General features: G+C 37.6%; 24 protein-coding genes. 10 read left to right on the top strand and 14 right to left on the bottom strand.

Going from position 1 to position 24125, the window contains the following annotated elements:
- A complete protein-coding gene (locus tag B5V89_RS11305) occupies window positions 1-3084 on the bottom strand; it encodes an efflux RND transporter permease subunit (protein WP_108072052.1) in 3084 nt (1027 codons plus the stop codon).
- 98 nt (window positions 3085-3182) lie between these two features.
- Here B5V89_RS11305 and B5V89_RS11300 point away from each other — a divergent pair, with 98 nt between their 5' ends.
- Entirely contained in the window at window positions 3183-4016 is an 834-nt protein-coding gene (locus B5V89_RS11300; RefSeq protein WP_108072050.1) for a TetR/AcrR family transcriptional regulator, read from the top strand.
- A gap of 40 nt (window positions 4017-4056) precedes the next feature.
- On the opposite strand, the gene B5V89_RS11295 is transcribed toward B5V89_RS11300, so the two are convergent.
- The 9 genes from B5V89_RS11295 to B5V89_RS11255 form a co-directional block, all read right to left on the bottom strand.
- Window positions 4057-5781: an ABC transporter ATP-binding protein gene (locus B5V89_RS11295; protein ID WP_108072048.1), complete on the bottom strand. Its 1725-nt coding sequence runs from the start codon at window positions 5779-5781 to the stop codon at window positions 4057-4059.
- Between the two features lie 189 nt (window positions 5782-5970).
- Entirely contained in the window at window positions 5971-6441 is a 471-nt protein-coding gene (locus B5V89_RS11290) for a (2Fe-2S)-binding protein (protein WP_066230647.1), read from the bottom strand.
- A gap of 9 nt (window positions 6442-6450) precedes the next feature.
- Entirely contained in the window at window positions 6451-7284 is an 834-nt protein-coding gene (locus B5V89_RS11285) for an FAD binding domain-containing protein (protein ID WP_066230650.1), read from the bottom strand.
- A complete protein-coding gene (locus B5V89_RS11280; protein ID WP_108072046.1) occupies window positions 7271-9601 on the bottom strand; it encodes a xanthine dehydrogenase family protein molybdopterin-binding subunit in 2331 nt (776 codons plus the stop codon). Before B5V89_RS11280 ends, B5V89_RS11285 begins: the two co-directional genes overlap by 14 nt.
- Window positions 9598-10230: a nucleotidyltransferase family protein gene (locus tag B5V89_RS11275; RefSeq protein ID WP_107919856.1), complete on the bottom strand. Its 633-nt coding sequence runs from the start codon at window positions 10228-10230 to the stop codon at window positions 9598-9600. Before B5V89_RS11275 ends, B5V89_RS11280 begins: the two co-directional genes overlap by 4 nt.
- Entirely contained in the window at window positions 10227-10733 is a 507-nt protein-coding gene (locus B5V89_RS11270) for an XdhC family protein (RefSeq protein WP_108072044.1), read from the bottom strand. Before B5V89_RS11270 ends, B5V89_RS11275 begins: the two co-directional genes overlap by 4 nt.
- 29 nt (window positions 10734-10762) lie before the next feature.
- Window positions 10763-11236, bottom strand: coding sequence for an XdhC family protein (locus B5V89_RS11265; protein WP_108072042.1), 474 nt, complete (start codon window positions 11234-11236; stop codon window positions 10763-10765).
- A 79-nt stretch (window positions 11237-11315) separates the two neighbouring features.
- A complete protein-coding gene (locus B5V89_RS11260) occupies window positions 11316-11684 on the bottom strand; it encodes a hypothetical protein (protein WP_142406522.1) in 369 nt (122 codons plus the stop codon).
- A gap of 26 nt (window positions 11685-11710) precedes the next feature.
- Entirely contained in the window at window positions 11711-12304 is a 594-nt protein-coding gene (locus tag B5V89_RS11255; protein ID WP_108072038.1) for an FUSC family protein, read from the bottom strand.
- Between the two features lie 328 nt (window positions 12305-12632).
- On the opposite strand from B5V89_RS11255, the gene B5V89_RS11250 reads away from it, so the two are divergent.
- The 4 genes from B5V89_RS11250 (at window position 12633) to pepT (ending at window position 16968) form a co-directional block, all read left to right on the top strand.
- On the top strand, window positions 12633-13031 hold the full coding sequence (locus B5V89_RS11250; RefSeq protein WP_107919859.1) for a DoxX family protein: 399 nt from the start codon (window positions 12633-12635) through the stop codon (window positions 13029-13031).
- Between the two features lie 165 nt (window positions 13032-13196).
- The gene (locus tag B5V89_RS11245; protein WP_066230670.1) at window positions 13197-14129 is read left to right on the top strand and encodes an aldo/keto reductase; all 933 of its coding nucleotides are present in this window, start codon (window positions 13197-13199) and stop codon (window positions 14127-14129) included.
- Window positions 14130-14263: 134 nt separating this feature from the next.
- Window positions 14264-15637 carry an MATE family efflux transporter gene (locus B5V89_RS11240; RefSeq protein ID WP_108072036.1) on the top strand — a complete coding sequence of 458 codons (1374 nt, stop codon included), beginning with the start codon at window positions 14264-14266 and terminating at the stop codon, window positions 15635-15637.
- A 98-nt stretch (window positions 15638-15735) separates the two neighbouring features.
- Window positions 15736-16968 (top strand): peptidase T, encoded by a 1233-nt coding sequence (pepT, locus tag B5V89_RS11235; protein ID WP_108072034.1) that lies wholly within the window; start codon window positions 15736-15738, stop codon window positions 16966-16968.
- 72 nt (window positions 16969-17040) lie between these two features.
- Here pepT and B5V89_RS11230 read toward each other — a convergent pair whose 3' ends face one another.
- Both B5V89_RS11230 and B5V89_RS11225 read right to left on the bottom strand, forming a co-directional pair.
- Entirely contained in the window at window positions 17041-17634 is a 594-nt protein-coding gene (locus tag B5V89_RS11230) for a hypothetical protein (protein ID WP_108072032.1), read from the bottom strand.
- A 9-nt stretch (window positions 17635-17643) separates the two neighbouring features.
- Window positions 17644-18825 (bottom strand): ParM/StbA family protein, encoded by a 1182-nt coding sequence (locus tag B5V89_RS11225; RefSeq protein WP_108072030.1) that lies wholly within the window; start codon window positions 18823-18825, stop codon window positions 17644-17646.
- Between the two features lie 391 nt (window positions 18826-19216).
- On the opposite strand from B5V89_RS11225, the gene B5V89_RS11220 reads away from it, so the two are divergent.
- The 5 genes from B5V89_RS11220 to B5V89_RS11200 all read left to right on the top strand — a co-directional run bounded on the left by B5V89_RS11220 (window position 19217) and on the right by B5V89_RS11200 (window position 22246).
- Window positions 19217-19342, top strand: a complete 126-nt coding sequence (locus tag B5V89_RS11220; protein ID WP_108072028.1) for a DUF4023 family protein — start codon at window positions 19217-19219, stop codon at window positions 19340-19342.
- 148 nt (window positions 19343-19490) lie between these two features.
- Window positions 19491-19877: a GntR family transcriptional regulator gene (locus B5V89_RS11215; RefSeq protein ID WP_108072026.1), complete on the top strand. Its 387-nt coding sequence runs from the start codon at window positions 19491-19493 to the stop codon at window positions 19875-19877.
- Window positions 19874-20770: an ABC transporter ATP-binding protein gene (locus B5V89_RS11210; RefSeq protein ID WP_108072024.1), complete on the top strand. Its 897-nt coding sequence runs from the start codon at window positions 19874-19876 to the stop codon at window positions 20768-20770. Before B5V89_RS11215 ends, B5V89_RS11210 begins: the two co-directional genes overlap by 4 nt.
- Window positions 20757-21500, top strand: coding sequence for a hypothetical protein (locus B5V89_RS11205; protein ID WP_108072022.1), 744 nt, complete (start codon window positions 20757-20759; stop codon window positions 21498-21500). Before B5V89_RS11210 ends, B5V89_RS11205 begins: the two co-directional genes overlap by 14 nt.
- Complete coding sequence (locus B5V89_RS11200; RefSeq protein WP_108072020.1) at window positions 21497-22246, top strand: hypothetical protein; 750 nt, start codon at window positions 21497-21499, stop codon at window positions 22244-22246. Before B5V89_RS11205 ends, B5V89_RS11200 begins: the two co-directional genes overlap by 4 nt.
- A 52-nt stretch (window positions 22247-22298) precedes the next feature.
- On the opposite strand, the gene kynU is transcribed toward B5V89_RS11200, so the two are convergent.
- Window positions 22299-23585, bottom strand: a complete 1287-nt coding sequence (gene kynU / locus B5V89_RS11195; protein ID WP_108072018.1) for a kynureninase — start codon at window positions 23583-23585, stop codon at window positions 22299-22301.
- A gap of 26 nt (window positions 23586-23611) precedes the next feature.
- On the bottom strand, window positions 23612-24097 hold the full coding sequence (locus tag B5V89_RS11190) for a PaaI family thioesterase (RefSeq protein WP_108072230.1): 486 nt from the start codon (window positions 24095-24097) through the stop codon (window positions 23612-23614).
- Window positions 24098-24125: the final 28 nt, after the last annotated feature.

Here is a 24125-nt window from a genome sequence, read left to right as displayed (position 1 = left end):
TTAGTTTTCTTCGATTTCTTTGCGGTTTTTCTTGAATAGTTTGGATAGTACTTCGTAGACGATTGGGACGACTACTAGTGTTAATAGTGTTGAGCTTATTAATCCACCAATAACGGTAATTGCAAGTCCTTTGGAGATTAATCCGCCGCCGCCTTCACCAAGTGCTAATGGAATCAATGCACCAACTGTTGCAATGGCTGTCATCAGGATTGGACGGAGACGTGTTGCTCCTGCCTCTAATACGGCTTTACGCATTGTCATTCCGTCACGTTCCATACGAATAATTCGATCGACAAGAACGATCGCATTCGTGACAACGATACCGATGAGCATTAGTAGTCCCATCATAACCGGAACAGAAATCGTTTCGCCAGCAAGAAATAATCCGACAAACGAACCGATTACAGCAAATGGTAACGAGAATAGAACCGCAAACGGTGCAACTCCTTCACGGAATGTAACAACAAGGATAAAATACACAATGGCAATAGCCGCTGCCATCGCTACACCAAGTTGTGTAAAGGCATCTGCCATATCAGCCTGAACACCACCAACTTCAGAGCTGACACCTTTAGGTAAATCTAATTTATTGATATCTTTATCTACCGCAGCGGTAACTTTTGATACGTCTTTGCTTTTAATTTCGCCCGAAACCGTTGCATAATATTCACCTTTACTTCTTGAAAGTGTATTTAACGTCGTGCCTTTCTTCACTTTTACAAGGTCAGAAAGTGGCATTGCTTTCCCTAATGCCGTCGGTATTTTCTTGTCCAAAATATCATCGATTGATTCAGGTTGGGCTGATTGTTCTTGTTGAACGATTACATCCAATGAATCTCCGTCTTTCTCTACTGTCGTTAAAACATCTTTTGTTTTTTGCGGATTTAACATTCCAACAATCTGACCTGTCGTTAATCCATATTTCATCAAGTTGTCTTGTTCTACACGGAATTTATACTCCACATAGGCTTCTTCAGCACTTGAAGAAACATCTTTAAGATCGTCATTTTTATTTAATAAGTTTTCTACTTTTGTGATCGTTTGGTTTAGTTTATTTAAATCTTCACTGTAGAAAGTATAGCTAACTTCATTCGATGACATTGAAGATGCAGAGAAGTTTTGGCTTTTCCACGTACCTGGTTGATCAATATTCTTGACATAGTCCTCAATTTTTTCTTTCACTTTCGGGAAGTCTTTCATGTCCGGATCGAAAATCAAGTACATTAGACCACCACCTGAGCCACCGCCCATCATCGCTGCTTGTGTGTCGCCAGGCTCTGTAACAGATACTTGAACGATATCAATATCGTCACGTTTTAACATTTTCTCTTCTACTTCTTTAATATGTTTTAATGTTTCGTCATGAAGCTCTCCTGCTTTCGGTGTGTATGTTAAATACATGACTTTTTCTTCTTCACTACCTAGAAAACTAAAGCCGATCAGTGGCGTCAATGCCAAGCTGCCAGCTAATAACACAATGGCAATGATGGAAGAAATCCATTTATGGTTGAGTGTTTTTTCCAAGAAACCTTTATACCAATTAGCAAGCTTGCCGGCTTCTTTATGACTCTTTTCCGTTCGTTCCCCATATAACTTTTTCTTAAATAAGAAATGAGATAGAGCGGGAACAATGGTAATCGCCACAAGTAATGAAGCACCTAGAGCAAAGGCCATTGTTAAGGCAAATGGCATAAACAACTCGCCAACCATGCCGCTAACAAAAACTAATGGGGCAAATACAGCAACCGTTACTAATGTAGATGACATAATTGGTTTAAACATTTCAATCGTCGATTCCCGTACAAGAGCACGGCCAGTTAATTTTTCGTCCTTCAAGTGCAGACGACGATAGATGTTTTCTACCACAACAATCGAGTCATCGATAACCCTACCGATAGCAACCGTAACTGCCCCGAGGGTCATAATATTTAAGGTGATTTCCATCCAGTTCAATAGCAAAAATGCCATAAAGATAGAAACTGGGATCGAAATGATCGAAATAAGCGTCGATTTGAAATCACGTAGGAAAAGAAGAATGATCAATACAGCAATTAAACCGCCAAAAATCGCCTTTTCAACCATCGTTGAGACTGAATCTTCAATCGGTTTACCTTGGTCAAGAGTAATATCGATTGCAAGGCCATCGTATTTTTTCTTCTCATCTTTTATAAGCTCTTTCACCTTGTTGACTACATCGACTGTATTAGCTTGCTGATCTTTTACAATTTGAATCGTAATTGCGTCTTTACCATTTGTGCGGGAAACAGATTCAACTTTTCCAACCTTTTTAATGGTCGCAATATCCTTAAGCTTCACAAATGGGGATGGATTCGTTGCAGATGGTGTAACAGGAATCAACATATTTTGTAATTCCTTCACAGTCATGAACTTACCATCTATCGCAACAGCCTGTTCACCTTCTTTAAATTCATAAAGCCCTAATGAAACAGACATGTTGCTTGCTTGAATAATTTCTTTCACCTTATCAGGCGTTAAACCTAATTTATCCATTTTATCTTTTTTGTAAGTAAGATCGACTTCCTCAATGTGTTGCCCGGTAGTCGTTGCGGATGCTACGCCATCAAGCTTTTGAATCTTTGGAAGAAGGGCATCTTCAACGGTTGACGTTAATTCAACAATATCTTCTTTTGAACTACTTACACTAAGAGCCACGACCGGCATCATATTCATACTAATTGCGGATGTTTTTGGTTTTTCCGCGCCTTCCGGTAATTCAAGTGAATCTAAGACAGATTTTAACTCTCGTTTTGCTTCATCCATATCAATACCATATTCATATTCCACTTGAATGCTTGCCATATTTGAATACGAATTGGAGTAAACGGATTTGACATGGTCAAGTCCCTCAACTGCTTGTTCAATCGGCATGGAAACATCATTCATTACCTTTTCAGGAGTTGCGCCAGGGTAGACATCTGATACCATCAAGTATGGAATTGAAATATCCGGAATTGTTTCCATTTTCATTCTTGTGCCTGAGTAAATTCCCGAAACGGTAATAATGATGGTTAATAACCAAACCGCAAGTTTATTCCCCAAAACAAAATTAACTAATCCTTTCACCTTTACACCTACCTTATTTGACATGTTGAACTCAATTACTTATACTAATGACCGATTAGTCAATTGTCAATAAAAGACCCTAGGAGTGAGCAAATAAAATGCAAAAAAAACAACTAATTATGGAAAAAGCGTTAGAATTATTTGCTGAGCAAGGATTCGAGGCAACTTCTGTACAACAAATCACCGATCATTGCGGGATCTCGAAGGGTGCTTTCTACTTGTCCTTTAAATCAAAGGATGAATTGATTTTGGCCATTATCGACTACTTTATGATGCAAATAACCGCTGAGGTTGACCGAATAGTCAAAAGCTCAATAAATAATGATAAACTTTTATATGAATTTTATTATGCTATTTTTCACGCATTTCATCAGAAATCAGATTTTGCACAAGTCATGATGAAGGAACAGTCCCATTCACTCAATCAGGAGTTATTCTCTAAATTGCAGTACTATAATCAACTGTTCGATCAATCGATTCTATATATGATTGACCGTCTATATGGAAAAAAAGCAGCTGCCATAAAATATGATCTTATGTACTGTATTCGAGGCTTTATGGGGACCTTTTCCCATTTGTTGTTCTTTTATAACTTTCCAATTGACTTAGAAAGCCTGTCCAAGTCTCTAGAGGAGAAAACCAATTTCCTTGCCCAACATACAACCATTCCCTTTATTTCTGAGGAATTGGCAGAGTTATGTAAAATAGCAATTCCAGAAGAATTAACAAAAGAAAAAATGATTAAGAGTATTAACCAAAAGATAATGGAACTAGAGGAATCTATAGAAAAGGAGTCCCTAGTCCTCTTAAAAGAGCATCTAATAAAACCCGTTTATAGCCCTGCCATCGTCAAAGGATTATTAGAAAATATTCGAAATCATCCTCAATGCAAATGGCTTTCCTATTTATTTAGTCAATATTTCGGGACTTAAGACCAGACCCTTTGTCAGATCCACCAAAAACAGCAGGAAGTTACACTCCCTGCTGTTCGTATTGGACTTGGTGTAGTTTCGCGAAGATGCCGCCTTTTTGGATGAGTTCGTTGTGTGTTCCTTCTTCGGCAATGCCATCCTCGGTAACAACGATGATTCTGTCGGCGCTTTGAATAGTTGCTAGACGATGGGCAATGATTAAGGTAGTTCGGTTCATTGCTAATTCATTTAACGCTTGTTGGATGATCCGTTCCGTTTCAGTATCAAGTGCCGATGTTGCTTCATCCAAAATTAAAATGGGCGGGTTTTTCAAAAACATGCGCGCAATCGCAATTCGTTGCTTTTGTCCACCGGAAAGCTTCAGTCCTCGCTCGCCAATTTGCGTTTCATATCCAAATGGCAGAGAATGAATAAACTCCTCTAAATGCGCACGTCTTGCGGCTTCTACGATTTCTTCTTCTGTCGCATCTAATTTTCCATAGGCAATGTTTTCACGCAACGTTCCAGTAAAGAGAAAAACATCTTGTTGAACAATCCCAATTTGTGATCTCAATGATTGTTTTGTCATCTCACGTATATCGATTCCGTCAATTAAAATTCTTCCTTCGTTCACATCATAAAATCTCGGAATTAGCGAGCAAATGGTCGTTTTCCCTGCACCAGATGGGCCAACAAAAGCAATCGTCTCCCCTGCTTGAATTGATAAATCAATACTTTCCAGCACAGGCTTATGTTCATCATAACTAAAGGAAACATTCTCAAACTCAATATCCCCGTGAAGATAAGAAATTTCAGTTGCACCCTTTTGATCCACGACTTCCGGTTCTTGATCAATCATCTCAATAAACCGTTTAAAACCAGCCATTCCTTTCGGATAGAGCTCCATAATTGCACTAATTTTATCCACAGGTTTAAAAAGCACGTTTACATATAGGATAAAAGAAACGAGCTCCCCATATGATAAATGATTATTGAAGCTTAACCATGCGCCATAGATCAATACTGCTAAAATAATGAATCGAGTCATCATATAGATCCCCGAATTACTAAACGACATCACTTTGTAACCGCTAAGCTTTGCCTTTCTAAAACGACGATTATTTTTTGTGAATCTAGTAATTTCATAGTTTTCATTTGTAAAAGATTGAACAACACGTACCCCGGAAACACTATCTTCCACACGGGCATTGACGTCTGCTATATCACTATACATTTGCTTCCATGCTTTATTCATTTTTATATTACAAACCGCAATTAACCAAATTAAAAAAGGAACAATAATAATTGTTACTAAGGCTAATTGAACATTAATCGTTAACATTATCCAAAATGCGCCAACAAAGGTCATAACAGCAATAAACATATCTTCCGGCCCGTGGTGGGCAAGTTCACCTATATCAAACAAATCATTCGTAATCCGGCTCATAATATGCCCTGTTTTCGTATTATCAAAAAAGCGAAACGATTGCTTTTGGACATGCTGAAATAACTGCTGCCTCATATCTGTTTCAATATTGATTCCGAGCTTATGCCCCCAATAATTGACTATATATTGCAAAAACGTACTCATAACATAAAGTGCAAGCAACCCGCAGCCCACTGACACAATCGTAGACCAATTTCCATCCGGTAAAAGGCTATCGATAAACCATTGCACAGCAAGCGGAAATCCTAATTCTAATATCGCAACAACGACCGCACTGAAAAAATCAATCATGAATAATTTCTTATGCGGCTTATAATATGAAAAAAACCTGCGTATCATGATGCATCCCCCATCAATTTCTATTCATCTTTAGCGATTATAAATTTTATCATGAATGGAAGCAATCAATTGTACATAATTATTATAATTTTTATTCTAATCGATGATTCGGATATGTAATACTCCCTATTGAACAACTGAATATTTATTATAAGTACAATAAATACAAATAGCGGGTACGTGCACCCGCTATTCCGAGGATTTCTTCATTCCCAACACCGACTTGACCGCCTGTTCAATTTCCTGATACCCTGTGCATCGGCAAATATTCGATTCAAGCCATTCTTGAATAACTTCATTTGATGCATCTGGGTGTTTCTGAATGAGAGAATGGCAATTCATAATAAATCCCGGCGTACAGTAACCACACTGAAATGCAAACGTTTCAACGAATGCTTCTTGAATAGGTGCTCCTCCTAGTCCTTCTATCGTAGTAATCTGTTTATCGACTGCTTCAACCCCTAACATAAGGCAGGATTTCATCGGCCATCCATCGATATTTACAGTACAGGCACCGCAATCCCCATTTAAACATCCAGGCTTTGCCCCAGTTAACCCAAGCGTATTTCGTAGTACATTAAGCAAGGTTTCTGCTGGCCTTATATTTACCGTCCTTTGCTCCCCATTTACATGTAATATAACGGAAACTAAAGTAGACATAACTAAACCTCACTCCTTCTCCAATTCTACCAAAATATCAATCAATGTATTTTTTAAAACGAAGAGTCGATACTCTGAAGAACCCTCTACATCATTTAAGACCGAAGAAGGAAGCTTTCCTATTGCTTGATTGACCCTTACTTCCAAAGAAAGTTGATTATTATTTAGAAACTCCTCCATTTCAAAAGCACGAAACGGGAAAGAGCATAGGCCACTTATAGCTACTCTTATCTTATTTTCCACCTTTAATGCCGCAACAGTAATAAGAGGGTAACCGGTATTCCATTGTTTCCGTTTTTTCACCGTCATGTATGGTGCACTAATCAACTTTTGATCGGTACTAACTTGGAGGAGAAATGACCCTTCATTCAAACAGAGACACTCCTTAAAAACTTCATGAATCGGATAAAATTTAATGCCATTATACTCAGCAACTACTATTAGACTATCAGCTAATAAAAAGGGCAGTACCGCTTCTCGATAAAAGATTTGGGCACAAATATTTCCGCCTACTGTAATTTTCGTACGAGCCGTATGATCGGCAATTTCACTTATTGTTTTAGCTAATAGTGGAAAGGGATTCGTTTCTTCGATTTGTACAAGCGAAAGACCTCCACCAATGATTAGGCGATCTTCACTAGCATATACGACGTTATATTCGGGGATTTTTTTCAAATCAATGACAGCATCTGTATACACTTTGTTTAATCTTCCAAGAGTGATGATTTCCGTTCCGCCTGAAAAAAACTTCGGCTTTCTCCCATCGAGCCTCAGTGATTGGTACAAAGATGTTGCTTGTTCAATGGTTGACGGTTGATAATAATCAAAATCATAGGGAATCACGTATGGTGCCCTCCTTTGTCCTCCATATCAGCTCCGGAATAAGGGGGAGGTGATGCAGCGATACTCCTGCCGCCTTCGATAAACTGTTCCCTAATGCAGCAGGCATTCCTAATATTCCGTGTTCCCCAACACCTCGTAAACCGTACGGAGCATCTAACATAGGGGTTTCGATAAAATCTACTAAATACTCGGGATTCTCCCCATAATGAATTGGACGATAGGTTCGTAGTTGAGGATTTAGCATTCTCCCTAACTCGTCAAAAATAAAAGTTTCTCTCCCTCCATAAGCAAGCCCCATACTCATCGCCCCCATCACTTGCCCTCTTGCTGTCTTTTCATTTAAAACCCTTCCAATATCCACAACTGTGCTTGCCCGAATAATTTTATAAGTATAATCCCTTCGATCAAATTCTACCTCCACGACCGAAGCACATACCGTCCATTCAGGACCGGGCTTCCCGGCACCTGTCTCGCGGTCAATATTTGTTAATCTTCGCAAAATATAATTTCCCCTACCGATAATTTGCCCCCCAATTGAGTTGCCATTTGGGTACATGTAGCCATAAACGATTTCGGGAAAATCAAGTCCAACGTTCGGATCATCTCTTAAAAATACACGCGAATTTGCCACTACTAAATCCTCTTGCGATACGCGTAAAACACATGAGGCAACCTCTTTTAACTGTCGTTCCACATCATCTGCAGCTTCCAGCAGTGCTCTTCCTGCCAGAAAAGTTCCTCGGCTTGCTACCGTTTTCCAATGTTCAGGCGTTGTTTGTGTATTCACTTCCATTCGAACATGAATCTTATTCACATCCATTTGTAAACGCTCGGCAAGCATTTGTGCAAGAACGGTTTTTGTTCCTGTACCAATTTCAATGACTCCCGACATTAAATTAATGCTTCCATCAGTATTAAACGTCAATATCACACCCGAGCTTGAATTAAGGTCAATGGTTGACGTTTTCCACCCACAGCTAGCCCCTTTTACACGGACAATTCGATCATTTACTTCTGTTATTTGACCTTCATCCCAATTCGCCAATTCCTTTACTCGATCAATGCATTTTCGTAAATCACCGACCATACTTTGATTAAGTACGACTTGCGTTGGAGTTGTTTGTCCGGGGAGAATTGCATTTTGGTAACGTAGATCGAATGGATCCATTTGCAATTTTTCTGCTAAAAGATCCATCGTTCGTTCGAATGCAAATAAAAGCTCAGAGTGACTGAACCCGCGAAACGGTGCTGCATAAGGATGATTCGTATACATACAGTACGAATTACACCATATATTTTCAATGTAATAAGGCCCTGTGCAGTCAACAGCTGCTGCTCTACTAAGATCAATAGATTTATCTGAGTAGGCACCTCCATCAAATAAAAAAGTGATTTCGGCTGCCTTTAATATTCCCTCCTTTGTACATCCTAATTTAATCGTTGCATCAAGTCCGATATGACATGGTGCGGAAAGCATATCCTCTTCTCTTGAATAGGCGAGTTTAACAGGACGCCCGCCAACGGCTTTTGAGGCAAGATAAGCAAGAATCTCCGTTTGTACAGACGCCTTGCCACCATATGCCCCACCTACAAGTGGTGTGTTAACAATAATCTTCCCGACATCTTCCCCAAAATAGTGGCTAATTAGCCTCTTTACCATAAAAGGTGCTTGGGAGGTCGTTGAAATGAGGATGGTTCCATCAGGTTTTATTTCTGCAGTCGAGCATCGCGTTTCCATTGCAGCATGATCCGAAGGTTTAAAGGAAAAACTTGCCTCGACTGTTACATCGCTCTCATTCCATCCTTGTTCGATTCTGCCTTTGCGAATTTTTTGTAAACTGGCTATATTCGTTCCTGGAACCGGATAAACTGAAGGGATCTTTTCGTATTTACCTAGGTTTTCGTGTATGATTGGAGCGTTTTCACTGAATGCTTCAGATGGTGAATTGACAACTGGTAGGGGTTCATATTGAATTTTAATTAGGTTCGCGGCCTTTTTAGCGAGGAATAGAGTATCTGCGACAACTAATGCGACAACTTCTCCATGGTAGCGAACCTTATCAACTGCTATCGGTGGACGGTCGCGCATTTCCTCTCCGGTTAAAGGAAATCTTTCACCAGCAATGACGGCCCTCACACCAGTCATCTTCTGAGCTTCTTCCGTATCTATTGATTTAATGATCGCATGACCTAATGGACTAATTACAGTAGCCGCATGTAACATGCCCTGTGTTGTGAAATCATTTATATATTTTGCATTACCTGTCACTTTATCAAATGCATCCTTACGTATGATACTTTTTCCTATTATATTCAATGTCTTCCCCTCCCCGACTTGTTTTTGTTTACTAGATTTCTAATCAATAGGTACTCTTTTTCTCGATCAACATCTACAAATTGCAACCGATCGGTACATTCCAAAGTCTTCCGTTTGCCAATTTCTTTTCCTCTTACTAGTTCTCTTGCACCTTGGTCTCCTTGTAACCGCATAATTTCCGAAAAAACGTTTTTTGCAAAAAGAACGGGAGGTCTTTGGATATGATTAAAAGATGCTGAAACAATGTCTAATTCCATATTTGATTTAAATATAGAAATCAATTGATTCACTATTTTTCTAGAAATGAAAGGTTGATCAGCAAGAAAAACCATTGCCGCATCTGCCCCTAGTTCTTTTGCTTTTTTCACTCCACATTTTAAAGAATACGATTGCCCATTATTCGCCTCAAGACATGGATACGAACGCCACATAGTTGTGTTCACTAAAGTGGAGGGAATCCACGTAAGTTTGTCTGCAGGATTAGTGATAACTATTGTATAATCAAGATCTGTCTGTAAAATTGTTTTCAATGCAATTGTTCCTAGGCTTTCACCACCTAAAGGTAGCTCAAGCTTATTCCTGCCCATTCTTTTACTCTGTCCAGCTGCAAGATAAATACCAACAATCATGGCGACCCCACTGTTGTTCGTTTTCTTAATACCTTTATCATCTCGGCAACAATGCTAATAGCAATTTCTTCTGCCCCTTTCGAACCAATATCCATACCTACCGGAGAGGAAATCCACTGGGGAATATCGCCACCACCAAGTAACCGTACTGTTCTTTTCTTAGGTCCTAATATACCGAGAAATGATAGTTTGTCATTTTTAATTAAGGATAGGAACTCTTTATCTCTTTGAAAATGACGACTCATAATCACGACGAAATCATGTTGTGTTAATTTTATTTTTTCATAAATCTCCTGTGGAAATCCTTGAATAATCGTATGTGCATTAGGAAAGTTGGCTTTATTGCAATGTGAGGGACGCCAATCACAGAGTATGACATGAAACCCAATATAGTCTGCAATATGTACTAAAGGTTTTGCGTCCTCACCAGCTCCAAATAAAATTAATCGCGGCTTCGGTTTAAATAGATGTATAAATGCTGGGGATAAGTTTTCAATAGTCATTAAACCACTTTGGATAAAATCATTCACTTCTATACTGTGAGGACATTTATCACCAAAGGCTTTGCCCTTTTCTGAAAAAAACTTGTTGATACGAGATTAAAATCATTATCAAATTGCTTTATTTGTAATACTGAATCACCCTCATCCAAGCATGTCTTCAACATGAATAAATTCTGCATTAATAGTTGATTTATCGGTTCTAACAATATATGCAAAATGCCATTACAGCCCGCTCCCTGACCCCAAGCAAGATCTGTTTCATCTTTCATATCATAGGTAAAAATCCTCGCTATTCCATCAAGAAAGACTTGTTCTGCTTTCCACCTCAAATCTTCCTCTAGACATCCTGCACTTAACAAACCGATTTGACTTCCATCATCTGCTATTAGCATGCAGGACCCTTCCTTTTTGTAGGCGGATCCTTCAACATGAATAATGGTTGCCAATACACTTTTTCCTTTTATCAAAGAAAGCTTTGATAAAATTTGAAAAATATCGTCCATATCTCACACCACTTTCAGGCTTACTATGTATAAATATATTCAGTTAGTGTGAAGAAATAGAATAGTTTCTTAAAATCCCTTAGGCGTTCTCTTGATTAATAAACTGTTTGGTCACTTGAACTAATGATATATGATACTGCTGCGCAAGTTGTTCTGCCGGCAAAAGGGATGGAAAATTACTGCCTTTTGAGAAAGATTGCTCTTTTTTCAGATTACCAATATCCCGATTAAATCGTTTCATCTGATTTGACCATACCCCTTTATCAGCTTCAGTCATCGTTTCTGACGATCCCCATTCTTTAAATGTTTCTGTTACATTGAGCAAATAACTATAACCATCGCTTATTTGTTTTGTTTTTTGATAAATCTCTTTTAAAATTGTTTTTTTCTTCATACAGAATGGGAAGTATCCAAACGTTTTGGCCGTCTTTTTTACATCCTTTTTCATTTGTTGAAGTTCCTGTACAGTCTTCTTTAATTGTTCTTTATATTCGTTCCCTTTGACAGGATAACAGCCACCAAAATCCATAATGAATATTCTGAAAACATGGTTGACAATTCGGAACTATACTCGTTAAATGCCGTAGCAGCCCTTTTTACAAAAGTTGATGGGAAGATATATACATTTACTATTATCGCTACCGCTGCACCGATTAACATATCTTTGATCCGATCAAAAGCATAGTGTTCAGACTTTTGCTCGAATACAAATACAAGCAAAATCGTTAATGCCACTTGCTCGATAGCGTTCATATCTAACTTAAACCATTTCGCAATAAAACCCCCACTTAAAATTAATATTCCTAAAGTTAATCCATTTAATTGAAGGGATTTGGCAACCATAATAACGAGGATAATTCCAAACACTGTTCCAATAAAACGATAAAAAGCAAAAAGGATCGTTTGATTAAGTAATGGTTTCATACATAAAATAACTGTCAAAGGTGCCAAATAGGGATGATGCGATCCCGTAAACTTTGCTAGTTCCCAGGATAATGCTGTGGCAATTGCCATTTTCCAAATGACAAGTGATTTATTTTCAAAAACTGGACTATTCTTCTTTTTCATTCCTTAACCATCCTTCATTAATTTCCTAAGTCCTATTTTTCATTCTTTCCAGGTTTTTATACGGCAGGTTTCCTATATGGGGAAATACTGTTCACCCAGCTATTCAAAAATAGGCACGACCGTACATACCTTTAAAGATGAATAAAAAATACTCCTCCGTTCATACTGTAATTAGAAAATATTTTTGGAATAAGCGGGGAAATAGTCCTAATTAATTCCTAGTCAAAAGGTTGCTTTTTTTAAAATAGGTTGCACTTATTTTGACTAATAACCATAAAAAACTTAGACTTATTATCGCATAAATAAGGAATATGAAAGAGGGACTTTTATGGCTGATATCGGATTACTTATTATTCGTCTTGTTATTGGATTAACTTTTGTTGGTCATGGAGCGCAAAAATTATTTGGCTGGTTCGGCGGAACAGGCATTAGTAAAACCGGTGAATGGCTTGAATCAATTGGAATCAAACCGGGAGGCACTATTTGGGCTATTTTAGCGGGGCTGTTTGAGTTAGTCGGAGGATTACTTTTTGCTGCGGGTGTATTTACACCGATCGGCGCCGGACTAATTGTTATTATTATGATCGACGCAATTCTGTCCGTTCACGGACGTAATGGGTATTGGTTAACAAATAACGGTTTTGAATATAATTTCGTATTGATTGCGGTTGTTGTTGGCGTAGCAATGATTGGACCGGGTGACTATGTACTTTTCCACAATCTATAGTTAGGAATTGCAAAGGCGTCTATCTAGACGCCTTTTCCATTGCACAATATGTTACTTTATATAAATCCCCACTACTTCAGTTGGAAATATTTGAGCAAATTAATACTTTTGAATAGGGCTGTTTTGATATGATGGCTATAAGTCAAATAAAGGAGATGAAGGGTAATGGACAAACGAGTTAGGCTTGGAAAAACAGACCTTTATGTCAATCCAATTGGTCTTGGTACAAATGCTGTAGGTGGTCATAACATTTATCCGGATTTAAAGGAGGAAACAGGTAAGGATGTTGTTCGAGAAGCACTTGAAAGTGGTATCAACTTTTTGGACACAGCCTTCATTTACGGCCCTGAACGTTCGGAAATATTAATTGGAGAAGTATTAAAGGAAAAAGGATTGCGCCAAGATACAATTATTGCTACAAAAGGGGCGCATAAATTTGTCGATGGCAAGATTGTAATGGACAATTCCCCCGCATTCTTAAAAGCAGCTGTGGACGATAGCTTAAAAAGATTACAAACCGACTATATTGATTTATTTTATATTCACTTCCCCGATACTGACACACCTAAGGATGAAGCAGTAGGTGCATTAAAGGAATTGAAAGACCAAGGTAAAATAAGAGCAATCGGTGTTTCTAATTTTTCTATTGAGCAATTAAAGGAAGCAAATAAAGATGGCTATGTAGATGTATTGCAGTCGGAATACAATTTATTTAAACGTGAGGCTGAGAAAGAGCTTCTTCCTTATACAGCAAAATCGAATATTTCTTTCGTTCCTTATTTTCCGCTCGCTTCAGGCTTATTAGGGGGTAAATATACAAAGGATACAACCTTTAATGACGGTCGCGCAAAAAGCCCTTTATTTACCGGCGAAACCTTTATTAAAAATCTCGAAAAGGTTGAACAAGTACGCGAAATTGCCCAAGCAAAAGGAGCAGAGGTCGCACATGTTGTACTTGCATGGTATTTATCACGTGAATCGATTGACGCACTCATCCCTGGTGCGAAACAGCCTGATCAAGTAAGAAGGAATTTAAAAACATTAGACATTCAATTATCGAATGAGGAAATTGATAAAATTGATCGGATTTTCCAATAAAACGTTTAGCAATTAGGATGGACGACAACACATCGTTCATCCTTTTTTATGAATTATCATATTTTTCTATTTCCGAAATATATGTATAGAGTTACAATGGATTTTGTATATTATTTTAGAGTAGGAGAATACAATTGAATACTGATACAAGTAAATTTCAAGATCAGACCCTTTTCAATATAACTTGGCCGCTTTTAATCGAATTAACATTGCACATGGGAATGGGGATTATGGCTACACTGATGCTCAGTCACTATTCCGATGACGCAGCATCCGGTGTAGGGGTAGCAAACCAATTACTAAATATATTTATTTTAGTGTTTACCGTTACCTCAATTGGGGCAACTGTTTTAATTAGCCAAAATATTGGTGCAAAGCAATATAAAAAAGCAAGACAGCTTTCACGCTCCGTTTTTGGCTTAAATTTCTGGTTCGGATTAATCATTGCTGTTATCGTATTTTTGTTTGGTGAACATTTACTTCGTTTATTTGATATTCACGGTAAAGTATTTGATTATGGATTTATTTTTGTCCGTATCGTCGGGGCATCACTTTTTCTTGAATCACTGTCACTTGCTTTAAGTGCTGTCCTTCGAAGCCATGGATATACGAAGGAATCAATGATTGTTACTGTTATTATGGATTTAATTAGTATTGGTGGGAATATCCTTGCGACTACAGGCATAATGGGCCTCCCGATTACAGGTGTAATCGGCGTTTCCTGGGCAATGTTCGCCGCACGAATTTTTGCGGTTGCAGCACTTATTTATTTTGTTTATAAAAGACTTTCTTTAAAATTAACGATTAAGGATATATTTCATGCGAAAAAAGAAGACGTTAAAAGCCTTCTTGCTATCGGGATACCATCTGCGGGTGAAAATCTGTCTTATCAATTGTCACAGTTAGTTATTACTGGGTTTGTTGTCGCTATTGGTACTTCGGCCCTAGCTTCGCGAATTTATTTATTAAATCTCTCTATGATTTGCTACTTATTTACATTAGCCATCGCACAAGGGACTCAATTATTGGTTGCCCGCTATATTGGTGGCAAGCAATATGAACGCGCACTTCGAAGGGGAATTAAGACTTTAAAAATTGCGATGTGTGCATCTTTTATTGCTTCTCTCCTGTTAGCCCTAGTTGGTTCGCCTGTATTAAAGCTTTTTACCGACAATCAAGAAATAATCGCAATCGGGCTTCCTGTATTATGGGCGATTGTCGTTGTTGAGCCGGGAAGAGCAATGAACATCGTTCTAATGAGTTCATTGAAATCTGCTGGAGATGTTCGTTTTCCTGTCATTATAGGGATCATTTCAATGTGGGGAGTGGCCGTTGTACTAAGCTACTTACTCGGAGTGCGCTTTGAACTTGGATTATTAGGCATTTGGATTGCACAAGGAGCAGACGAATGGTTTAGGGGAAGCTTCGCCTTAAGAAGATGGATGACTAAGCCTTGGGAACGGAAAACAATAAAGATTCGTACGGAAGTGGCAAAAGCTTCGTCGTAATAACGAGTTTAATACCCTATACAGAAAAACTTGAATTGTACCTTGTATTAAGGTTCATGATAAAATAAAAATATTATGATAACAGGGAGATGAATGTAATGAAAGACGAAATTATTAAAAGATTTACTTCCTATGTAAAAGTGGATACTCAATCAAACGAGGAGAGTGAAACATGTCCTTCTACACCGGGACAATGGACACTTCTTCATATGCTCGTAGAGGAATTAAAGGAAATTGGCATGGAAGAAGTCACAATTGATGAAAATGGCTATGTGATGGCCACCCTTCCTTCCAATACAGAAAAAGAGGTTCCTACAATTGGATTTTTAGCACATGTTGACACAGCGACAGACTTTACAGGAAAAAATGTAAAACCCCAATTAGTTGAAAATTATGATGGGCAAGATATTGTTTTAAACGACTCATTACATATTGTCTTATCTCCAAGTGATTTTCCTAATCTAGCCAATTACAAAGGACATACGCTAATCACAACAGACGGCACTACCCTTCTTGGTGCGGATAATAAAGCAGGAATTGCCGAAATTATGACGGCAATGGCTTATTTAATTCAGCATCCGGAAATTAAGCACGGAAAAGTGAGAGTAGCCTTTACACCTGATGAAGAGATTGGAAGAGGGCCACATAAATTTGATGTACCTGCATTCAATGCAAGTTATGCATATACAGTAGATGGTGGACCATTAGGAGAACTAGAATATGAAAGCTTTAATGCTGCTGGGGCAAAAGTTACTATAAACGGAAACAATATTCACCCTGGTTCAGCTAAAGACAAAATGGTTAACTCCCTCAAAATTGCCATGGAACTGCAAAATATGCTTCCACAAGATGAGGCGCCTGAATTTACTGAAGGCTATGATGGCTTTTACCATTTACTTTCCATGAGCGGCGATGTAGAACTAACAAAAATGAACTATATTATTAGGGATCATGATAAAGAAAAATTCAATGCGAAAAAGGCTAATTTAGAGCGGATCGTAAATGATTTGAAAGCTAAATATGGAGAAAAGAACATCACTTTAGAAATGAATGATCAATATTACAATATGAAAGACAAAATTGAACCAGTTAAACATATTGTCGATATCGCCTACGATGCAATGAAGCGTCTAGAAATCGAGCCTGTTGTTTCACCGATTCGCGGTGGTACCGATGGTTCCCAATTATCCTACATGGGACTTCCAACACCAAATATATTTACCGGCGGTGAAAACTTCCACGGCAAATTCGAATACATTTCAGTCGATAATATGATCAAAGCAACAAAAGTAATCGTAGAAATCACAAAAATGTTTGAAGAAAAAGCATAAAAGGTGTCAGGCACCGTCTGTGGACATTTGTCCACGAGAGGTGCCTGACACCTTTTTTTAAAATTGAAGTTTTTATTTATTCATTTGTGCTAGGAAGTCTCCAAGGAGGTCTTGTATGTCTTCGGATGGTTCTGGTTCTTCGTTTTCCTTTGTGTATGCCGATTCCTGTCTGGCTATTTGCCAATCAAAGTTTTCTAAATCGTCTTCTTGATTAGGCGTTTCTGGATCAGATTGCTGATTGTCATGCTTGATTTCATCGACATTAATTTCCATATCATCCGGATCTGTAGGTGATTCTTCAGTATAAAACGGGCTGTTGATTTCCTCAACGGAACCTTGGTTTATTGATGCTATAAGGGAAGCTGTCTTTACTGGATCAGTTAATAATTGATAAACGATACTTCCTAACAAGGCCTGTGACTGCTCATGCTTTAACCAGCTTCGTTGGGCTTTATTAAGCCTCTTTGGTAATGGAATCGTTAATGTCTCTCGATGTTTCGATAAAGATTGTCCTACCCCAGCCAAGACCATTTCCGCAATTTTACTTGAAAAGTTTCTTCTTTCTGTTTCTTTCATTCGTTCTAAATGTCTCAAAATGTGATCAGGGGTATCGGAGGGGAGACGGAATGTGATGGGCTGCCCCCTCTTCATCTCAATATCTTTCATCTAATCACCTTATTGGGTTTTAGCTAACTTCTTTTCTTCTTTTGGTTCAACTGGTTTATTTTTGCGAGAAAAATCCATGATTAATTTATAGTAAGCATTAGCCATCATCCAAATGCTTTCTCTTTCATCTTCAAAAAAGTCGATATTATATCCATCAAGATTGTTATTCATCGTTTTCAGATAATCTTTTAAAATAATTGAGCCTCCACCGATAAAATAGCAAATTTCAGTTTGCGAATTCTTTTGCCAAGTATTTCTTAAAATACGATATTGTTTTTTAGCTAAATCAAATAAAGTTCTATCTACAATATCATGTACGCTTGTCCGACTACCTTTAACCATAATATGGTTTCGATCGTTTTTCTTTGTAATGATTTCTACAACATCTCGTCTACTATCCAATTCAACACCATGTTTTGAGCGTATTTCTTCCCTTATGGATTCAAGAGACTCTGAAACACCTAAGTTATACCCTTGCGCCTTATCATCGTCTACTTTACGATTTTTAATTACAGCAATATCTGTAGATAGACCACCGATATCTTGAATAAGAATTCGTTTATCAATCAACTCTTTATTAATGATATTTAAATTGTTATCCATTACTAAATTAATATAAGCAGCAAAACCTTCCGGATACACTTTCACTTCATCAAATCGAATATTTACCTTCTTCCCTTGATATTTAGGAGTAACTAAAAATTCAACTTGATGCACAGATCCGAGTAGACGTGAACGAAAGCCTACATCTTTTCCTTCCTTCACTTCCCTAAGAGGTAATCCAGTACCTAGGGTATAATTTGCCTCGATAACATTATTGGATCGCTTAAACTTCTGACTATTTTCTTCACTTACAGCGTCTAGAGCTAGGCTTGCGAATAACATAACAAGTGTTTGGTCTTCTTCTGATTTACTGCTTCCAGGATCAAGCTCAGTAGAATTGTCACTTTTTGTCGCGAGGTGACCAACCCGATAAATGGCATTGTTATCTTTAAGAATGGGGGAGTGGACACGAATATGTATTCCTTCTATGGGGTTTTGTTGATCTAACTCCTCTAAACCTATGATAGGACGATCTTCTATATCTCTTGCAATGACATTTGGAATATTTATTTCGGTTTCCAGCTCTCCAAATATTCCTTTTAATGAGTCATTACCTACATCAATTGCTGCGATTCGAGAGTTTGTCAAAATCATCATCCCTTTCAATTTATATTAAGTTTAGCTATTTTTGAAAGTACTTATTTCAAAAAACAACCTAGTATAAAGGTTATAGAAACAGGTATGAACCGTCAATATGTCATAAAAAAGTAACATGAAGATTTATTAATAGAAACAATTTTGTAATCTTGTATACAGTTTCGTAAACATCACTCAAACAACAAGAATCCTTCTTATTTATGAATGTGTACACATTTGTTTACATGTACACTATAATGTATACTTCTGTACACGTTTAAGTGTACATGTTTACCTAAATGTATACATAACCTAATCACCTTCTTAACTTCTATTCCTTACGAATTGTTTATCCTCTTTAGGGTTATAGTAAAAATGACATTCTTGTTAGGAGGATTCATTTATGGATACACATGATTTTGTAAAAAAATTACATGAAGATCAGGAAAAGCAAGAAAAGAACAAAAACCGCGGACATGGCAGTCCAAATAAAGTTTTGCCTACAAAACAACATGGAACAAATAAATAACCCCTTATCACTAAAGCCATGAAAATAATCATGGCTCTTTTTCTTGCCAAAAAATTAAATTATTCAATAAGCCTATTGTATTTTTTATTAAAACCATATATACTACATTACAACACTAACGCACTAATCCTCGAGAGGAGGACATATTTTGAAATTAAACACAGATGGTTTAAAGCCTATTTATGTGCAAATTTCAGAGTGGCTGGAAAATGAAATTATTAACGGGAATTTAAGTACTGATCAAAAGGTCTATTCGCAATACCAACTTGCTGAAATGTTTACAATTAATCCAGCAACTGCCGCAAAGGGATTAAATATATTGGCTGATGAAAACATCCTTTATAAAAAGCGTGGTCTTGGCATGTTTGTCACAGACAATGCACAAGAAATCATCCTTTCCAAAAGAAAAAGCCAAACATTAAAAAGACTTGTTTTCGAGACAGTCCATGAAGCTAATACTCTAAATGTTTCGGAAGTTGAATTGGTACAAATGATTAAAAATGCAATTAAGGAAATTAAGGGGGTTGGAAAATGAATGCCGTTTATTGTAGCAATTTGGCAAAATCATATCCAAATGCGCAAGTATTGAAAAATATCTCTTTTACGATTGAGCCAAACACAATTACTGGGGTTATTGGAAGAAACGGTGCCGGAAAAACGACGCTTTTGAAAATTATTGCAGGATTTTTCCGTGAAACCTCAGGTGAAATTAAAGTATTTTCAAAAAATCCTTTTAATAATCTTTTCGTGTCTGCAAATACCATTTATATCGATGATCAAATGAATCTACCCGCTACCTTACAGCTAATTGAAATTTTAGAAGAGGGCCGTCGCTTCTATAAAAATTGGGATCATCAACTTGCACTTCGTCTATTTGACTATTTTTCTCTTCATCCTAATCAATACTATAGTAATTTATCTAGAGGGATGAGAAATACATTTAATATGGTTATAGGACTGTCATCTCGCTGTCCATTAACTATTTTTGATGAACCGACAACTGGAATGGACGCTGCAGTTCGAAAGGATTTTTACCGAGCATTATTAAAGGATTACATTGCCCACCCTAGAACAATTCTTTTGTCCAGTCATCATTTAGATGAAATTGAAGATATATTGGAAGATGTACTACTCATTAAAGATGGAAAAGTCCTATTACATCGGCCAATATCCGATATTAAAGAATGGGCAATCGGGCTCAAAGGGCAAAAATCACTCGTCGAACAATGGACTAAAAATAGTGATCTTCTCCATATTCAAGAGTTAGGGAATAATTCCCTGTATGCCGTGATTAAAAATGATCTTACTTCTTTTGATCTAGATAATATTCAATTAGCAGGAATTGAGGTTTCTCCTGTTTCAGCAAGTGATGTATGTGTTTACTTAACAAGCACATTTAAAGGAGGCATTGATGATGTCTTTAATTGAAGTGAATCTTCCTGAAATTATAAAGAGGCAGTATTTTTTCAAGCTTAAATCCTATAACCGAATCTTTAGTTCAATGGTAATCCTGCAGATAGTAGGAATCCTGTTTTCGCTGGGTGGAACTGGCGGCGGTGGTGGTGGTGGCAATAATATTGAGTATAATGTTTCATATTATTCTTCTACTACTATGATGTTTTTTACTTTTTTGTGGGCCTTTATTTCAGCGATTTTACTGACAACAAAAGCCAATAGATTTGATGACTTTTCATTTGTTACAACAAGAGTTTGCAGTCACCTATCTAACTTCCTAATTCTGTTAACAGCTAGCATTTTAGGGGGGCTAACATTCTTTTTATCAGGATTTCTGTTAAAAATGATCGTTTATTTCTTCGTAAATCGACAAGTATATACGGGCGCAGGATACGTACCGATGGATATTCTCATTGGGATTACTTCCTCTATCCTTTATGTATTACTATTTTGTGCCCTTGGTTATGTAACAGGAACACTCGTTCAGCTCCACAAAGGATTTATTTTATTACTGCCCGGACTTTATATCGGGTTAATTATTTGGGGAGATAATAATCGATTTGTACGTATTTTAAAGAATATTACGGAGTTTTTTACAACTGAACAATCTATTATATTATTTGGTATCAAAGTAATAATAACCGCCGGAATGCTTTTTGCCTTCGCCATCGCAATATCCAATCGAATGGAGGTTAAACAATGAATGCTGTAGGAGCCTTCATTCCCATAATATTTATTTTCTTAATTATTTGGGGAATCTTTTACATTATACAAAGTAAAAATAAAAATCAGTTGACTCAAAAGCATAAAAAACAACGCTTCTATTTATCTAACAAACGGATTTTCTGGATGGTCATTAGTTATATGCTCATACTCATCCTTGCTGCTGGCATTTATGCTTTTATCCCTCAAAAGCATACACCTGCTAAGGTTTATATTGATGACGCGGAATACGATAAGATTAGCAACCATCTATACGATGCGATAAATACTGGTAATATTGAACAAATTGACCCCTCCTTTATTAGCAGTAAGTGGGAAAAGAAATATACGGGGAAGCAATTGAAGATTGTCGCTCCTGAACCTGACGACATAACTCCCACTATTATAGTCGAGAGAAAAACGACAGACGATAAGCTAATAGAAGGAATTTTTTATAAAACAAAATCGTATGTTGATAGCATCGATGTTACCGAAAAAGTTCCATCCGACCAATTAAAATGGTCAAACAATACACTTACCTTGATTCCGCCTAAACCAGTAAAACTTAATTTTGCATTATTTCATAAAGATATGACACTCAAACAATTTACAGAGGAACCATCCTTAAGGGATGATGATTTCAACAGTAGCTTCGGTTTCCAAATTCTCTATTTACGCATCCCGAAAGACCTAAAAATAATCGAAAGTGAAGAAATAGGAATTCAATATGTTGGAGATTCAAACTAAAGATTTAGTGGGGATGAAGTATCTATTCATCCCCACTAAATTTGTTCAAAACCTACGCCACTACGCCACGCTTATTTTCAAATTGCTTATACTGTTCATCCTCCATAATCTTTTTCAATAGCTGAACAGAATTCCAAACCTCTTCATACGTAGTATAAAGTGCAACTGGTGCAAGCCTTATCCCATTTGGTGCGCGGAAATCAGGGATAACACCGTTCGCTTTCAATGCCCTACAAATTCTTGCTGCTTCTTTATGCTCCAAATAAATATGTCCACCACGGCGATGATCATCCAACGGATTCCCTATAGTAAACCCCATATCATTTAACTCATATGTGATAAGATTCATCATATATCGAGTGATTTGCAAAGATTTATTGCGCAGATGATCCATCCCCGCTTCTTCAAACATTTCAAGGGAACCGATTAACGGTGCCATACTCAATATATGTGGAGTCCCAATTTGATAAGCTCCGGCATGTTCCGCGGCGGATAAGATATGCTCCATATCGAATTGTTTATCCTTTTGTGAACTAAACCACCCTGCAAGACCGGGTAAACGTCCGAAGTGTCGCTTATTAACATACAATCCACCCACCGCACCAGGTCCACTATTTAAATATTTGTAATTACACCAAACAGCAAAATCCACATCCCATTCATCGAGCCAATGCTTTATTGCGCCGATGGAATGGCATAGATCAAAGCCGATGATAATTCCACGTTTGTGTGCTTCATTTGTCAATCGTTTCATATCTAAAATTTGCCCGCTCCGATATAACACGCTTGGCAAAAGTATTATGGCCACTTCCTCTGTCATTGCAGCAATAATATCATCTTCCTCTATCACTCGGCCATCTCGACTTTTCACTCGTAATAAATGTGTCCCAGGATCAAAACCTCTAAGCTTAAGCTGGCTTTGAAGGGTATAAATATCCGAAGGGAAATTTAATTCATCTGCAAGAATTTTGTTTCTTCTCCCATTTGGTTCAAAAAAGGTCGCAACTAATTGGTGAAGATTAGTCGTTGTGGAACCGCTTACGATTACCTCATCGTCCAAAGCACCAATTAGTGGAGCAATCATTTTTCCAAGTCGTTCAGATAGGTCAAACCACGGATAATCTCCTTCTGTCCATCCATCAATCCCAAAGTTTCTCCATGAATCTAGCAATTCCAATAATGACTTCTCCGCTCGTTTAGATAATAACCCTAGCGAATTCCCATCAAGATAGATGATCCCCTTTTTTTTATAAAATTCGGCCTGATATTTAGCTAACGAATCTTCGGCATCCAATTGGAGAGCATAATCCAGTGAATACTCAAATGTTTGTTCGTCCATTATGTTACCCTCCTAGACTCCCATCATCATTCCTTTTTCAAAAACGTACTTGGCATTACGACAGCTACTACTTCACCGCGAACACAAAGCTCATCATTTGCAAATACTTCCGTAGCAACTTTCCACTTTTTAGGGTGAATTTCCTCTACTGTCCCAATCGCTTTTAACGGAACACCATGTGGTGTGGGTTTAAGAAAGTCGACCTTTAGAGATGCTGTAACAAAACGAGGTGGTTCCGAACCATCTCCCGGTTCGTGACCGTTTTTTCTATGTAATGCTAATGCGGCTGAACCTGTACCATGACAATCAATTAATGATGCGATTACTCCACCATAAACAAAACCTGGAAGTGCCAAATGATCCTTTGACGGTGTATAAACAGTTACTGTATTTTCCCCTTGCCAGACTGTTCGAAAGTGGTGCCCCTCCTCATTTAATCGTCCACAGCCGTAACACCAAGCAAAACTATCTGGATAATCATCTTGAATCGCCTTTACACTTTGTTCTTCCATTACTACCCCTCCTCGTATAATAAGTTTT

The organism is Heyndrickxia sporothermodurans (genome assembly GCF_003055045.1).
Lineage (GTDB): Bacteria > Bacillota > Bacilli > Bacillales > Bacillaceae_C > Heyndrickxia > Heyndrickxia sporothermodurans.
This window is presented reverse-complemented; position numbering and strand designations above follow the sequence as displayed.

What these genes read in the sequence shown, in the direction of transcription:
- B5V89_RS11300 (WP_108072050.1), top strand. Translation starts at nt 3,183, where the DNA reads ATGCAAAAAAAACAACTAATTATGGAAAAAGCGTTAGAATTATTTGCT.
- B5V89_RS11295 (WP_108072048.1), bottom strand. Translation starts at nt 5,781, where the DNA reads ATGATACGCAGGTTTTTTTCATATTATAAGCCGCATAAGAAATTATTC.
- B5V89_RS11290 (WP_066230647.1), bottom strand. Translation starts at nt 6,441, where the DNA reads ATGTCTACTTTAGTTTCCGTTATATTACATGTAAATGGGGAGCAAAGG.
- B5V89_RS11275 (WP_107919856.1), bottom strand. Translation starts at nt 10,230, where the DNA reads ATGATTGTTGGTATTTATCTTGCAGCTGGACAGAGTAAAAGAATGGGC.
- B5V89_RS11270 (WP_108072044.1), bottom strand. Translation starts at nt 10,733, where the DNA reads ATGACTATTGAAAACTTATCCCCAGCATTTATACATCTATTTAAACCG.
- B5V89_RS11265 (WP_108072042.1), bottom strand. Translation starts at nt 11,236, where the DNA reads ATGGACGATATTTTTCAAATTTTATCAAAGCTTTCTTTGATAAAAGGA.
- B5V89_RS11260 (WP_142406522.1), bottom strand. Translation starts at nt 11,684, where the DNA reads ATGAAAAAGGATGTAAAAAAGACGGCCAAAACGTTTGGATACTTCCCA.
- B5V89_RS11255 (WP_108072038.1), bottom strand. Translation starts at nt 12,304, where the DNA reads ATGAAAAAGAAGAATAGTCCAGTTTTTGAAAATAAATCACTTGTCATT.
- B5V89_RS11250 (WP_107919859.1), top strand. Translation starts at nt 12,633, where the DNA reads ATGGCTGATATCGGATTACTTATTATTCGTCTTGTTATTGGATTAACT.
- B5V89_RS11245 (WP_066230670.1), top strand. Translation starts at nt 13,197, where the DNA reads ATGGACAAACGAGTTAGGCTTGGAAAAACAGACCTTTATGTCAATCCA.
- pepT (WP_108072034.1), top strand. Translation starts at nt 15,736, where the DNA reads ATGAAAGACGAAATTATTAAAAGATTTACTTCCTATGTAAAAGTGGAT.
- B5V89_RS11230 (WP_108072032.1), bottom strand. Translation starts at nt 17,634, where the DNA reads ATGAAAGATATTGAGATGAAGAGGGGGCAGCCCATCACATTCCGTCTC.
- B5V89_RS11220 (WP_108072028.1), top strand. Translation starts at nt 19,217, where the DNA reads ATGGATACACATGATTTTGTAAAAAAATTACATGAAGATCAGGAAAAG.
- B5V89_RS11210 (WP_108072024.1), top strand. Translation starts at nt 19,874, where the DNA reads ATGAATGCCGTTTATTGTAGCAATTTGGCAAAATCATATCCAAATGCG.
- B5V89_RS11205 (WP_108072022.1), top strand. Translation starts at nt 20,757, where the DNA reads ATGTCTTTAATTGAAGTGAATCTTCCTGAAATTATAAAGAGGCAGTAT.
- B5V89_RS11200 (WP_108072020.1), top strand. Translation starts at nt 21,497, where the DNA reads ATGAATGCTGTAGGAGCCTTCATTCCCATAATATTTATTTTCTTAATT.
- kynU (WP_108072018.1), bottom strand. Translation starts at nt 23,585, where the DNA reads ATGGACGAACAAACATTTGAGTATTCACTGGATTATGCTCTCCAATTG.
- B5V89_RS11190 (WP_108072230.1), bottom strand. Translation starts at nt 24,097, where the DNA reads ATGGAAGAACAAAGTGTAAAGGCGATTCAAGATGATTATCCAGATAGT.